Below are 13,790 nucleotides of genomic sequence, written 5' to 3'. Positions count from 1 at the left end.
GCTCCAGCGATCAGATCGGATAGTGCTGGCTGCCCTGCTCGATGGTGATCTGGCGCAGTTCGGTGAACTCGCCGATCGCCGCGGTACCGCCGAAGCGGCCGTAACCGCTGTCCTTGGTGCCGCCGAACGGGATCTGGGCCTCGTCGTGCACCGTGGGCCCGTTGATGTGGCAGATGCCGGCCTCGATGCGCTTGGCGACCTCGAAGGCGCGCGTGGTGTCGCGTCCGAACACCGAGGAGGTCAGGCCATACTCGGTGTCGTTCGCAATGCGCACCAGCTCGTCCACGCCGCTGGCGCGGATGACGCTCACCACCGGCCCGAACGACTCCTCGCGGTAGATGCGCATGGCGTCGGTCACACCGTCGACGACGGTGGCGCCCATCAGCGTGCCGTTGGCCTTGCCGCCGGCCACGAGCTTCGCGCCCTTGCCCGTGGCATCCGCGATCAGCTCCTGCACCCGGTCGATGGTGCTCTGATCGACCACCGAGCCGAGATGGAAGTTGCCCTTGGCCGGATCGCCGACGGTGAGCGCCTCGGCCCTGGCGGCAAACTGCCTGACGAACTCGTCGGCGATCGCGCTGTCGACCACGATCTTCTCGGTCGACATGCAGATCTGGCCCTGGTTCATGAACGCGCCGAAGATCGCGGCGTTCACGGCATGCTCGACGTTGGCGTCATCCAGCACCACCATCGGCGCCTTGCCGCCCAGCTCGAGCAGCACGGGCTTCAGGTAGCGCGCCGCGGTCTCGGCGATGATCCGGCCCACACGGGTGGAGCCGGTGAAGTTGATGCGGCGTACCGCCGGGTGCGCAATCAGCGCCTCGACCACCTTCGGCGCATCCTGCGGTGCGTTGGTCACCACATTGACCACCCCCTCGCCCAGGCCCGCCGCGAGCAGTGCTTCGCCGATCAGCATGTGAGTCTTGGGGCACTGCTCGGACGCCTTGAAGACCACGGTATTGCCGCAGGCGAGCGGCGTCGCGATGGCGCGCACGCCCAGGATCACCGGGGCATTCCAGGGCGCGATGCCGAGCACCACGCCGACCGGCTGGCGTATCGCCATCGCCAGCGTGCCGGGCTTGTCGGAGGGAATCACCTCGCCCTTGATGTGCGTGGTGAGCGCGGCCGCTTCGCGCAGCATGTTGGCGGCCAGATGGACGTTGAACCCCGCCCACGGCGCAGTCGCGCCGGTCTCGGCCATCATCGCCGCGATGAAATCGTCGGTACGCGCCTGCAGGGCATCGGCGGCCTTGAGCAGGCGCGCGCGCCGCTCGCCCGGGCCGAGCGCAGACCAGGCGGGAAACGCCTGGGCTGCGGCGTCCGCCGCCTTGCGTGCATCATCGGCGCCAGCCGCCGCGGCCCGCGTGACGACCTCGCCGCTGATCGGGTTGCGCCGCTCGTAGGTGGCTTCCCCGGCCGCAGCGACCGGCTTGTCGTTGATGAGCAGCTTCAGTTCGTTCATGTCTCGGGTCTCCTGTGGGGATGGCGCCGGTAATCGTTAAGCTTGCCGCTGGCAGCCGACGGCGGTCAAGCCTGGGTTTCGGGGCGGTATCCACATACGGACACCCGGGCAGCGGCCGGGTTCCGGCGTTCGCGGCCCGTACGGTGTCAGAGTTCGGGCAGCCAGACGTCCAGCACCGCCGAACGGCCTTCCTGCCGCACGGCGCGCAGCCCGGCGGCAAGCGCCGCGTCGAGTTCGCGCGGGTGCTTGACCGTCAGCCCCAGCGCGCCGCCGGCGGCCGCGGCGATGCCGGCATAGTCCGACGGCGGATCGAAGCTCACACCGATCACGTCCGCCGCGGCCCGGCTCGCGTACCCGTCCGGATGCACGGCGAGGGCAGACAGCTTGGGCGACTTCCAGCCCCGGTTGTTGTAGACCACCTGCAGGATCGGCGCCTCGTAGCGGCGCGACATCCAATGGACCGACGAGGGCACCGCGAACATGTACGACCCATCGCCCGACAGGGTGACCACGGTCTTGCCGGGATGCGCCAGGCGCGCGCCGATGGCCGCCCCGCCCTGCCAGCCGAGCGAACCGCCGCCGCTGGTGAACAGGCTGCCCGGCCGCTGCCGTTGCAGGTGGTTGACGATGGTCTGGTAGTTGGAGATGCCTTCGCTCATCACGATGCAATCGTCATCGAGCGCCGCGCGCACGCGCGCCGTCAGGTACTCCGGCGTGATGACGTCGGGCCGGCCGCTCTCCAGCGCGTCCAGGCGCTCGCGCCAGGCCTGGTGCCGGCGCGCGTAGTGCAGCCGGCGGGTGTCGATGCCCGCCTCGTCCCAGCGCTGGGCCTGCAGGGCATCGTTCAGTTGCGCCAGCGCCACTGCGGCATCGGCGCGAAAGGCGCGCTTGGCCGGGATGTACCACAGCGGCATCTGCTGCTTGAGCGGGTCGGTGTCGATGTAATAGACGGTGGCCGATTCGCTGGGCTTGCTCACCAGCGGAATCCACGGCACGTCGCTGTCGATCACCAGCACCAGGTCGGCCTCGGCGAGCGCGTCGTTCTGCCCCGGCTCGTTCCACTGGTTGCCCTGGTACAAGGGGTTCGTGGTCGGGAAGTTCATGTAGTTGGGCACCGACTCCAGCACACCTATGGCCCAACGTTCCGACAATTCGATCAGGCTCTCCACAGCCTGGGTATTCCTGCCGACATAGGAGGTGACGATGAGCGGGCGCTTGGCCTTGGCGATGTCCGCCGCCAGAGCCTGCAGGCTGTCCGGCGCCAGCGCGCAGGGCGCGAGCGGCTGCCACTGATCGACGTCGATGCGTACCGGCTCGACGGTTTCCTCCATGGCCTCGCGCGCGCCCACGAGGTACACCGGGCCGCGCGGCTCGCTGTGCGCGAACTGCATGGCGCGGTGGATGAGCTGCTTGACGTTGCGGCCGGTGCGGATCTCGTTCTCGTACTTCACATAGCCGCGGACCAGGCCACGCTGGTCCGGCACGTCCTGTATCCACTGGATGAACTCGTTGCGGCTGCCCTTGAGCTCGCCCTCCTGGGTGTAGGGCGAGGCGCCGGCGAAGATGAACACCGGAATGCGGCCCTTGGCGGCATTGTGGACAGCGCCGGCGAGCGCCTGCGTACCGCACTCCACGTGCACCACCACGGCCTGCGCCCGCCCTGTGGTCTGCGCGTAGCCGTGCGCGGCGCTCAGCGCCACCATCTCGTTCGGGCAGGTGAGGACCTTGGGAATGGGGCGATTCGATGCCGCCGCCTCGGCGATCGCCTCGACAATGGCCGGGTGGTCGCTGCCCAGGTTGGCGAAGATGTACTCGACGCCAGCTTCCTGCAACGCTTCGAGAAAGGCGGTTCCGGTGGTGTACATGGCTCTGTCTCTGTGAATGATGGTTTGGATGATCGCCTGCGCGCGCTCGAATCAATCCGGCATGATGCGGGCAATTCGCTTCAATATGCGGACAAAGTGCGCCAGGTCGTCGGGCGACACGCATGCGGCCAGCGCCTTCTCGTGCTCGGTGGCGCTGGCGGCCAGGGTGGCGCGCATGGCCTCGCCCTCCTCGGTCAGCGTGAGCCCATAGCGGCGGCGGTCTTGCACCGAACGCTTGCGAGCGACCAGCCCGCGCTCGACGAGGTCGTCGAGTATGGGCGTGAGGCTCGACTTGTCTCGACCGACCGCGCGTCCCAACGTGGTCTGGTTGATGCCGGGGTTCTCGCCGATCAGCATCAAGGTGGCGAAATGCCCCACCCGGATGTCGATGCCGCCCACCAGCCGTTTGAACGCCGCAAACGAGGCTTCCTGCGCCTTGCGCAGATGAAAACCCGTGGCGAACTCGAACCACCCGAGACGCACTGCGTCGACCATGCCGTCAGCCACATCCTCCACCGGCGCGGCCGTGCGAACGCGCTTCGCAGCAGCCGCTGCAGGCGGCGCAGCTTGCGCGCGCGAGGCCTGGGCGGCGGCGGGCCTGGCCGCGGCCGGATCGCCGCGACGCGGCGCCGCGGACTTCTTACTGGTAGGCACGATGTCTCCTGACGGGCCGGATCGACTCGATGCCCGGCTCCAGGACCGAGTATAGACCCAGATTAGTTTGGAATCCAACAATTGAGCGCAGAGAAAAAGCGGGCCGCCGGCCCGCCTTCGCTCATGCCAGCCAGCTCACGATCTTGCCGGGATTCAGGATATTGTTGGGATCGAGCGCGTGCTTGAGCGCGCGCATGACGGCGACGCCTTCGTCGCCGTGCTCGGCATGCATGAACTGCATCTTGTGCAGGCCGACGCCATGCTCGCCCGTGCAGGTGCCGTCCATGGCCAGGGCGCGTTCCACGATGCGATGGTTCAGCGCCTCGGCTTCCTCGAATTCGGTCTCGCTTTCCGGATCCAGCAGCATCTGCACATGGAAGTTGCCGTCGCCGACGTGGCCCACGATGAGCGAGGGGAAGCTCGCCTTGACCAGATCTTCGTTGGTTTGGGCGATGCAGTCGGCCAGGCGCGAGATCGGCACGCAAACGTCCGTGGTGCTCGCCCGGCAGCCCGGGCGCATCTGTAAACCGGCGAAATAGGCAGTGTGGCGCGCGCTCCAGAGCCGGGTACGGTCCTCCGGACGCTCCGCCCACTCGAAATCCTCGCCGCCATGGCTGCTCGCGATTTCCTGGACCAGCGCGGCCTGTTCCTTCACACCGGCCGCCGTGCCGTGGAATTCGAACAGCAGCAGCGGCGACTCGCGCAGGGCGAGCTTGCTGTAGTTGTTCACGGCCTTCACGCCATTGGCGTCCATGAGTTCGACCCGCGCGATCGGCACGCCGAGCTGGATCACCTCGATCACGGCCGCCACGGCGTCGTCCACCGACGGGAAGTGGCATACCGCTGCCGAAACGGCCTCCGGTTGTGGGTACAAACGTACAGTGGCTTCGGTGATGATGCCCAGCGTGCCCTCGCTGCCCACGTAGAGCCGCGTCAGGTCATAGCCTGCCGACGATTTTCTCGCCCGGCGGGCTGTATGCACAATGTCGCCGGCCGGCGTCACCACGGTCAGGTTCAGCACGTTCTCGCGCATGGTGCCGTAGCGCACCGCGTTGGTGCCGGACGCGCGCGTGGCGCACATGCCGCCCAGACTCGCGTCGGCGCCCGGGTCGATCGGAAAGAACAGCCCGGTGTCGCGGATCTCGTCGTTGAGCTGCTTGCGCGTCACGCCAGCCTGCACGGTCACGGTGAGATCTTCCGAATGTACCGACAATATGCGATTCATGCGAGAGAGATCGACCACGATGCCGCCCTCGACGGCAAGGAAGTTGCCCTCGAGCGAGGAGCCCGCACCGTAGGCGATGAGGGGCACGCGGTGCGCATTGCACAGAGCGGCGACGCCCGCCACGTCTTCGGTCGACTCGGCGAACACCACACCTTGCGGCGGCATCGTGGGATAAGGCGACTCGTCGCGGCCATGGTGCTCACAAACCGCCGTGGACTGCGAGAACCGATCGCCGAACCGGGCGGCAAGCGCCTGGACGCATGCCGCGGGCAGTTCGCGCGGCACGGCCTTCAGATCATGGATTGCATTCATGCTGCCTATTCCTCCTTGGGTCTCGGCCTCGGCGGGCCTGCCTCTGCTTTGCCGCCAGCGGCGGCCACCCTGCCCTGCCGGCGTCACGGCTACCGAGCGCCGGTGCCGCGCACCGGCCTTCAGTTGTTCTCCAGCACGGCGCCCAGCCCCTGGCGCTCGAGCAAGGACGAGAGATGGTCCCAGCCGTGAAAGTCGATGACGATCTGCCCGCGCTCCTTGGCCCCGATCTTGAAACTCACCTTGGTGCCGAGCAGGTCGGACAACGCCTCTTCGAGACGAGCCACGTCTCCGCTTGGCGTGCCGGCCTTGCGAGGCTTGGATCCCTGCTCCTTCTGTGCCGCGGCCACGAGCTTCTCGGTCTCGCGCACGGACAGGCGCTTGGCCACCACGACGTTGGCGAGCTGGATCTGCATCGCCGCGTCCACCGCCAGCAGGGCGCGCGCGTGGCCCATGTCGATATCGCCCGCCAGCAGCATGGTCTGCACCGGCTGGGCCAGGTTCAGCAGGCGCAGCAGGTTGCTGGTGGCCGAACGCGAGCGGCCGATCGCCTGCGCCGCCTGCTCGTGCGTGAGGCCGAATTCATCGAGCAGTCGTTGCACACCGTGCGCCTCCTCGAGCGGATTCAGGTCTTCGCGCTGGATGTTCTCGATGAGCGCCATGACGGCGGCATGCTCGTCGGGCACTTCGCGCACCAGCACGGGTACTTCGGCAAGGCCCGCCAGCCTGGCGGCACGGAAACGGCGTTCACCGGCAATGATCTCGTAGCGCGGCGCGCCCTTGCCTGTGGCGATCGGACGCACGAGGATGGGCTGCATGATGCCCTGGGCCCGGATCGAGTCCGCGAGTTCCTGCAGCGCGCCCTCGTCCATCCGCGTGCGTGGCTGGTATTTGCCCGCTTCGAGCTGGCCGATCGGCAGGGTTGCGGGAGGCGCTTCGCTGGCCGGAGCCGCCTGCGCTGGGCGCGCGGTCTTGCGCGCGGCGCGCGGCTTGTCCAGCACGCCCAATGCCGGGCCGTCGCCGCCCAGGAGCGCATCCAAGCCGCGTCCCAGTCCTTTGGATTTCTTGGCAACCATTGCGTAGGTCCTGAAGGTTATCCGTTAACAAAGCGAACCGCACACCCGGCGGCCCGGCCGGCGAACCGTCGCGCGGTTCAGCTCCAGCGGCGCACCCGCGCGATCATCTCGGTGCCGAACGACAGATAGGCCTTGGCGCCGCGCGAAGCCTTGTCGTACAGCACGCCAGGCACGCCATGGCTGGGCGCCTCGGCCAGGCGGACATTGCGCGGGATCACGGCCTTGAACACCTTGTCGCCGAAGTGCTCGACCAGTTGCGCGGAGACCTGCTGCTGCAGCGTGACGCGCGGATCGAACATGACGCGCAGGAGGCCGATGATGCGCAGTTCCGGATTGATGTTGGCATAGACCCGCTTGATCGTGTTGACCAGGTCCGACAGCCCTTCGAGCGCGAAATACTCGCATTGCATGGGAATGATCACGCCGTGGGCCGCGGTCAGGCCGTTGAGCGTGAGCATCGACAGTGTCGGCGGGCAATCGACGAGGATGAAGTCGTACTTGTCCGCGACCTGGGCCAGCGCCTGCTTCAACTGCGACTCGCGCTGCTGCATCTGGACCAGATCCACCTCGGCGCCGGACAACTCCCGGTTGGCCGGCAGCACGTCGTAGCCGGCTTCGCTCCGGACGATCACCGAATCGATCGGCGCCTCGCCGATCAGCACCTCGTACACCGTGTTCTCGAGCGAACGCTTCTCCACCCCGCTGCCCATGGTGGCATTGCCCTGGGGGTCCAGGTCCACCAGCAGGACCTTGCGCTTGTGCAGGGCAAGCGCGGCCGCCAAGTTGACCGCCGTGGTCGTCTTGCCGACCCCGCCCTTTTGATTGGCTATGCAGAAAATCCGGGCGGAGGGACGGGAGGCGGCCATGTGACAGGAATCCGGGAAGCGTGTTGTAGGTTTGTCGAAGCGAAAAGCGGCGGCCTAGGCGCCGGCGTGTGTGCGTTCCATCAGCAGCAGGCAGCGCTGCGCATCGAGGCCGGGAACCAGCAGGGGGTGGATAGCGGCCACGCGCCATTCGCCGTGTGCGAGCAGCGCGGTGATTTCGTCGCCCGGCTCGCGCCCCTTCATGGCAGCGAGGGTACCATCTTCGCGCACGTGGCGACCGGCGAGTGCAGCGAAATCGTCCAGGGAAGCGAACGCGCGCGAGATCACCACGTCCACGGGTTCGATCGCCAGGGTCTCGACGCGCGCGTGCTGTGCTTTCAGGTTGGGCAGGCGCAATACGCCGCTGACCTGGCGCACGAACGCCATCTTCTTCTCGACCGCGTCCACGCAAGTGACCACCCAGCCCGGCTCCATCACGGCCAGCACCACGCCCGGCAGGCCGCCGCCCGAGCCTACGTCGAGCAGCGTGGCCTGAGCCGGCAGCAACTGGCGCAGCAGGGGCACGATGGCCAGGCAATCCAGGATGTGCTGCACCCGCATCGCCTCGACCTCGCGAATCGCGGTCAGGTTGTAGGTGCGATTCCAGCGGGAGAGCTGGGCCAGGTACTCGACGAGCGCATCGGTCTGGCGCCGATCCAGCGACAGCCCCAGGCCCTGCGCATCCTCCAGCAGCCGCGCGCCGACGCGCGTGCGTTCCTGCTCATCCATCACGACGCGCTCGCCCCCGCGGTACGCTTGCCATAGTGCATGCGTTTCATGTGGATCAAGAGCAGGGACACAGCGGCCGGCGTGACGCCAGAGATGCGCGACGCCTGGCCTATGGTCTCGGGGCGCTGGGCCTTGAGCTTCTGGCGGACCTCGAACGACAGACTGGGCACCGCATCGTAGTCCAGGTCCTCGGGAATGCGCTGGTTTTCGTAAGTGCTCACCTTCTGCACCTCCTCGCGCTGGCGATCGATATAGCCGGCATACTTGACCTGGATCTCGACCTGCTCGGCCACCTCTTCCTGCGCCACGCCCGGCCCCGCGAGCAGCCCGCCGTCGGCGTTCTCGGCCAGCATCAGCGCACCGTAGTCCACGCCTGGACGACGCAGCAGGTCGGCCAGCGAATATTCGCGCTCGATCGGCTTGCCCAGCAGGCGCTCGGCCTGGTCGGCCGGAAAGATGCGCGGATTGACCCAGGTGGACTTGAGCCGCTCGATCTCGGCCGCCACGGCATCGCGCTTGCGATTGAAAGCGTCCCAGCGAGCATCGTCGATCAGCCCCAGATGCCGGCCGATCTCGGTGAGCCGCATGTCGGCGTTGTCCTCGCGCAGACTGAGCCGGTATTCCGCACGGGAGGTGAACATGCGATAGGGCTCCGAGACACCGCGTGTGACGAGATCGTCGGCGAGCACGCCCAGATAGGCTTCGTCGCGGCGCGGCACCCACGCATCGAGCCCTTGCGCATGCCGGGAAGCATTGGTGCCAGCCAGCAGGCCCTGCGCCGCGGCCTCTTCGTAGCCCGTGGTGCCGTTGATCTGCCCGGCGAAGAACAGCCCCTGGATCGCCCGCGTCTCGAACGATGCCTTCAGGCCGCGCGGATCGAAGTAGTCGTATTCGATGGCATAGCCTGGGCGCAGGATGTGTGCGCTCTCCAGCCCGGGCAGGGAATGGATGAGTTCGAGCTGGACATCGAACGGCAGGCTGGTCGAAACGCCGTTGGGATAGATCTCGTTCGTGGTCAGCCCTTCGGGCTCCAGGAAGATCTGGTGCGAGGACTTGTCGGCGAACCGATGGATCTTGTCTTCGATCGACGGACAGTAGCGCGGCCCCACCCCTTCGATCACCCCGGTGTACATCGGAGAACGGTCAAGACCGCCGCGAATGATCTCATGCGTGCGCTCGTTGGTGTGGGTCACCCAGCACGGCACCTGCCGCGGGTGCATGCCGGCGTTACCGATATACGAAAACACCGGTACCGGGTCCAGATCCCCCGGCTGCACTTCGGTACGCGTGTAATCGATCGTACGGCCATCGATGCGCGGCGGCGTCCCTGTCTTGAGCCGGCCTTGCGGCAGCTCCAGCTCGCGCAGGCGTTGGCCCAGCGTGGCGGCAGGAGGGTCTCCCGCCCGGCCCGCGGAATAATTCGACAGACCGACGTGGATCAGACCATTCAGGAAAGTCCCGGCCGTCAGGACCACGGCCTTGGCCCGGAACCGCAATCCAAGCTGGGTGATGGCGCCGACCACGCGATCGCCTTCCAGGATCAAGTCGTCCACAGCCTGCTGGAACAACCACAGGTTGGCCTGGTTCTCCAGGCGAGTGCGTATGGCCTGCCGGTACAGCACGCGATCCGCCTGGGCGCGCGTGGCGCGAACGGCGGGGCCTTTTGAACTATTGAGGATGCGGAACTGTATGCCGGCCTCGTCCGTCGCCAGTGCCATGGCACCGCCCAGGGCATCGACTTCCTTGACCAGATGACCCTTGCCGATGCCCCCGATAGACGGGTTGCACGACATCTGACCCAAGGTCTCGATGTTATGAGTGAGCAGCAGCGTCTGGCTGCCCGAGCGCGCGGCGGCAAGTGCGGCTTCGGTGCCCGCATGCCCGCCGCCAACGACGATGACATCGAATTGCTTGGGATATTCCATGATGGATGGCCTGGTAAACACGCGATCTACGTTTGTTTCACGTGAAACACGCGCGAAGATCGAGTCGGCGCCAACCATGCAGGCCGCGCCCGCGGGCTGCGGTGCCCGCCAGAGGGAGGAGCCGAAGACACCGGCTTCCGCGATTTCGTAGGGACACTATTTTACGCCATTGGCGGTCAGGAAGTGCGGCGATCGGTGTTGGGAATGGCTGTATCGGCTGCAAGGTCGATGACGGCCGCCGAGTCGGCGGATCTTCGGGGGTCGGGCGCGGGCGCAGCGGCTGGGAAAGTGGGTAGTGTTGCCGTCCCGTCCTTTGGCGGCCGAGGCAGGACCATGAGGGCTCTCATGGATCGTCTCGCGGCTCACCGCCGCTGCATGCTGCGGCGTCCGGCGCGAGGCGGCCACGGCAGGGTGCGACGGTCGATTTGGGCCACCAGATCCCGAGCCAGGCCCCTCTGCGTCGCAGGCCGGATCCGTCGTCGCGTTTATGGACTGACGGTGAAGCATCAACGCATTAGCGCCGTTCGCGTTGTACCGCCCAGGTAGAATATGGAGAAATGGGAGCAAAGCGATGGAGTTCCTGGTGAAGGCGCCGTCGCAGCGGTCTCGCCCGCCATGTTTCATGGCGCTTCCAGTCGATGTAAGAAAAGAAGGAGAGGCCGGGTTCTGGCACGCTACCTGAGGTGCTTGGAGAATACGAACCGACGCATAAAAATCGCCGCAGGTAACGCGTTCGCGTAGGTGGCCTGGGATACGAATAAAGCCCTGTTATCTGACCTCCGTATCGAGGGCCAATATCGCTTAAATCAGATCGGCAATCCTTGGTCGCTCTGTTTCACGTGGAACAGGAGATGAGAGGCGTCGCTGTTTCACGTGAAACAGTTTGGGCCCAACGACTGCTCCCGCGTCTGCCGTCCCTCTACGCTCTCTTTACTGTCTACCCTATCCCGGGCTTCTCGCTGTCCCGTTCCTTCCATTTCTCTTGCCCCGCAGCCTTCGGCGTGAGGTGTGAGCCTTGGAGTAATGAGTCTCATGATCGCCCTGGTACCGCCCGTGCGCGAGCAGATGCTCAGGGCCTCGTAATGAGGCAGCGTAGGTTCGGCTTGATAATTTGTACGCTCTGCTCCCGCTTCCGCCCATATATGCCCAGAAGGCACTGCCAGCCCCTCCCCCCACGTTCGTACCGGCCTCGCCAGCCAGCCGACGGTACCGTTCGTCAAAGGACGCTCCCTTCCATCATGGGATTTGAGTACGGTACATAGCCGTTGTTTCACGTGAAACAACGTGCTGAAGCCGACGTCATTCCACCGGAAGACACGACGAGTACGCTGCGGGTCTGGACTTCAGGGACTCGCCAGCTTGCGATGGCTCTACTCGCATATGCGCGTTTGGGCTCGCACGGGTCTTGGCTCCCTAGCCCGCCCTCCCCTCGTCCTTCCCCGGCTCCTCCACAGCCATCCCCCCTTCATCACTCCAGCGCTGTGCCGCGATACGCCTCCTGATAGATCCCCTGGGCCGTGCCTCGGTCACGACACCCTTCAAATAACGCTACGCATTGAGACGCGTACGTCGAGCACCACCAAGCGGAGCAGGCTCAGGACTCCAGCCACCTGTGCTTGCCGGATTCGGGCATTTTTCAGCGGGGCTTAGCGCAGAGGCCGGCTTGAAACTCAGCAACATTCCCTGCATTGAGGATGTTCGTGACACGCAAGAACCATCTGGAATGCACTCACACCCTGATGAGCGCGGCGGCGGGCGGCATATCTGGAACCCATTCGTAGGGCGGCTGCTATCGGCGCCTGGCGCGCCATGGGTGATAGGCGTCGACCAATGCGTACGAGCGTTCCTCGCACGATGGGCGTTCAAGGGACGCCGCGTGCTTGGTTCCGGTTCGGCCGCTCAGCATGCTGCCGGACTATCGTCGCGAATGCGGCGTACCCAGCGGGCTGGACCATCGACACCACGATGCAGGCTCAGCCCAAGTGCCCTGACGTTGACAGCACGAGTGCCCATTTCTTGCCGTTGAGTCGGTGCTTCATCACCAACCGCTTGGCTCGCTGACCCGGCGGCACCAACGCGACCGTATGCTGGCTCTGCCCGGCGAAATTGGAAGCGCATATGAAGCTGGAAGCACTCATTAATGTCTCGCCAGTCATGGGCATAACCACCCTAGTTGCTACACATGTTCCACGTGAAACATCCCTCAGAACTTTGCCGGAGCCCCTGCGCACAATCCACTTCACACAGCGTTTCCCACGTAGCACCGACATAGGCAAAATGAAATTTGTCCCGGTGTTTCGTTTCGGTCACCACCATAAGTGTTTCACGTGAAACAGGCGCTTCGGCAACCCGTGCAACGCGTGCAAGCTGCTTCTGCCGCCAGTCAACCCACAACCCATGCGGCCCGCGGGCCGCAAGCTCGGCTGCAGAATGATTGGACTGCCCGTGCTATGCAAGCCTGATTCTCAGTCCCCGTCCTCGTTCCCCGCCTCTTCCCCCGCCCCCGCCTCGAGATAAGTTACGACGATCTCACCCTCTACATCCGCCAGCCCCGTCCGTTCAACGTCGTCGATTGGTTCGTCCAGATCGAGTGAACGTCGATATCGCAATTCCTGGATTACGCTCGGCGACGGCAGCGCTCGCGTCGACATGCCTGCCTGCGCCAACGGGTCTGCACGACCAGTATCGGCCCGTGGCTGTCCGTCGTACGCGCTCCCCTGACGGGCTCGGCAGGCATCCCAGATGGGTCTCTCATCCCCCAAAGCGAAACATGCGTCATGCGGCGCGGAGAGCCGAGTTCCCGGGTGAGATCTACGCCACCACCGACGCTCCCATTCCACCGTATCAGCCGTTCGCAGCCTTCTACCCTCATCAGACCTCCCGTCATCTGCCCTGCGGCCGGCATCCGGACGGGTAGGTTGCCTCGCCTCATATCCGTGCTGCAGCAACAAGCCATCGGCCGCTATGCTCGGGCCGGAAGCTGGCAGCGAACATGCAAGACGGACATAGCCAGCCGACCAGTGCCGGCAGGCACAGTTTGCAGGCGAACAGCGTGGATCATCCCGAAAGCCGCGGCCAGAGGCCGAGCCCGAAAAAACCCGTGATCGCGTGCGGCTGAAGCACGCGTTGGGAACAGCCGCATCGACGCCCTGCATACGCTTGCGCGCTGCCTTGCCCAACCGCCGTCCTGTACCCCAGCAGCGCGTACGGTGCGACCTCGTTTCGCGAACCGTGAGGCTGGCCACGTCGGCCGGACATCCCTAGCAACCAGTCCTACCTATTGTTTTTAAATTTCACCCGGTTTAAATTTCAAGGCGACGGCCGGGCCGATGTTTCTCGTGCCAGGCAAGGCAGCGTGGTATGGCAATACCGCCAGCAAGGCTTCAGAGGCTCTCCAAGCGGCGTTTGACGGGAAAGACGACGGAAGGGGACGGCTAAGCGTAGAAAACGCCTGTGCGCCATGCGGCACACCACACCGCAGGGACAGCGCCTCACGAGGCCCTCAGAACCCGTACAAGCGGCGTTCGAGCGTACGTTGAGGTCCGAGTAGCGGCCACGTACGAAAACGCCTCCAGCGGCGTTCTGACGCGTTTCAGCGCGTCCGAGGCATAGACGTCTGCATGGCGCACAGAGCAACGGAACTCCCCCGACTGAACGAGCTTGCGACGCGCAATCGCATCTC

The 13,790-nt window shown here is 65.6% G+C and carries 8 protein-coding genes; all 8 read right to left on the bottom strand.

Translation table 11 applies throughout. From position 1 onward, the window contains the following. Nucleotides 1–10: 10 nt before the first annotated feature. Complete coding sequence (locus FOZ76_RS01985) at nucleotides 11–1,462, bottom strand: aldehyde dehydrogenase (protein ID WP_143946450.1); 1,452 nt, start codon at nucleotides 1,460–1,462, stop codon at nucleotides 11–13. Nucleotides 1,463–1,608: 146 nt separating this feature from the next. Then, nucleotides 1,609–3,327, bottom strand: coding sequence for a thiamine pyrophosphate-requiring protein (locus FOZ76_RS01980; RefSeq protein WP_143946449.1), 1,719 nt, complete (start codon nucleotides 3,325–3,327; stop codon nucleotides 1,609–1,611). Between the two features lie 51 nt (nucleotides 3,328–3,378). After that, entirely contained in the window at nucleotides 3,379–3,981 is a 603-nt protein-coding gene (locus FOZ76_RS01975; RefSeq protein WP_246129251.1) for a MarR family winged helix-turn-helix transcriptional regulator, read from the bottom strand. A 121-nt stretch (nucleotides 3,982–4,102) separates the two neighbouring features. Next, complete coding sequence (locus FOZ76_RS01970; protein ID WP_170235254.1) at nucleotides 4,103–5,518, bottom strand: FAD-binding oxidoreductase; 1,416 nt, start codon at nucleotides 5,516–5,518, stop codon at nucleotides 4,103–4,105. A 119-nt stretch (nucleotides 5,519–5,637) separates the two neighbouring features. Next, nucleotides 5,638–6,591, bottom strand: a complete 954-nt coding sequence (locus tag FOZ76_RS01965; protein ID WP_143946448.1) for a ParB/RepB/Spo0J family partition protein — start codon at nucleotides 6,589–6,591, stop codon at nucleotides 5,638–5,640. Between the two features lie 77 nt (nucleotides 6,592–6,668). Then, nucleotides 6,669–7,457 carry a ParA family protein gene (locus tag FOZ76_RS01960; protein ID WP_143946447.1) on the bottom strand — a complete coding sequence of 263 codons (789 nt, stop codon included), beginning with the start codon at nucleotides 7,455–7,457 and terminating at the stop codon, nucleotides 6,669–6,671. A 54-nt stretch (nucleotides 7,458–7,511) separates the two neighbouring features. After that, the gene (gene rsmG / locus FOZ76_RS01955; protein WP_143946446.1) at nucleotides 7,512–8,183 is read right to left on the bottom strand and encodes a 16S rRNA (guanine(527)-N(7))-methyltransferase RsmG; all 672 of its coding nucleotides are present in this window, start codon (nucleotides 8,181–8,183) and stop codon (nucleotides 7,512–7,514) included. Continuing rightward, a complete protein-coding gene (mnmG, locus tag FOZ76_RS01950) occupies nucleotides 8,183–10,108 on the bottom strand; it encodes a tRNA uridine-5-carboxymethylaminomethyl(34) synthesis enzyme MnmG (protein WP_143946445.1) in 1,926 nt (641 codons plus the stop codon). Before mnmG ends, rsmG begins: the two co-directional genes overlap by 1 nt. Between the last annotated feature and the right edge of the window lie 3,682 nt (nucleotides 10,109–13,790).

The organism is Verticiella sediminum, assembly GCF_007558815.1.
Taxonomy (GTDB): Bacteria; Pseudomonadota; Gammaproteobacteria; order Burkholderiales; family Burkholderiaceae_B; genus Verticiella; species Verticiella sediminum.
The sequence above is the reverse complement of the archived record's forward strand: the minus strand, read 5'-3'. Positions and strand labels throughout refer to the sequence as shown.

Excerpts from the sequence above, each read along its gene's own strand:
- mnmG (WP_143946445.1), bottom strand. The coding sequence starts at position 10,108 with ATGGAATATCCCAAGCAATTCGATGTCATCGTCGTTGGCGGCGGGCAT.
- FOZ76_RS01985 (WP_143946450.1), bottom strand. The coding sequence starts at position 1,462 with ATGAACGAACTGAAGCTGCTCATCAACGACAAGCCGGTCGCTGCGGCC.
- FOZ76_RS01965 (WP_143946448.1), bottom strand. The coding sequence starts at position 6,591 with ATGGTTGCCAAGAAATCCAAAGGACTGGGACGCGGCTTGGATGCGCTC.
- rsmG (WP_143946446.1), bottom strand. The coding sequence starts at position 8,183 with ATGGATGAGCAGGAACGCACGCGCGTCGGCGCGCGGCTGCTGGAGGAT.
- FOZ76_RS01960 (WP_143946447.1), bottom strand. The coding sequence starts at position 7,457 with ATGGCCGCCTCCCGTCCCTCCGCCCGGATTTTCTGCATAGCCAATCAA.
- FOZ76_RS01980 (WP_143946449.1), bottom strand. The coding sequence starts at position 3,327 with ATGTACACCACCGGAACCGCCTTTCTCGAAGCGTTGCAGGAAGCTGGC.
- FOZ76_RS01970 (WP_170235254.1), bottom strand. The coding sequence starts at position 5,518 with ATGAATGCAATCCATGATCTGAAGGCCGTGCCGCGCGAACTGCCCGCG.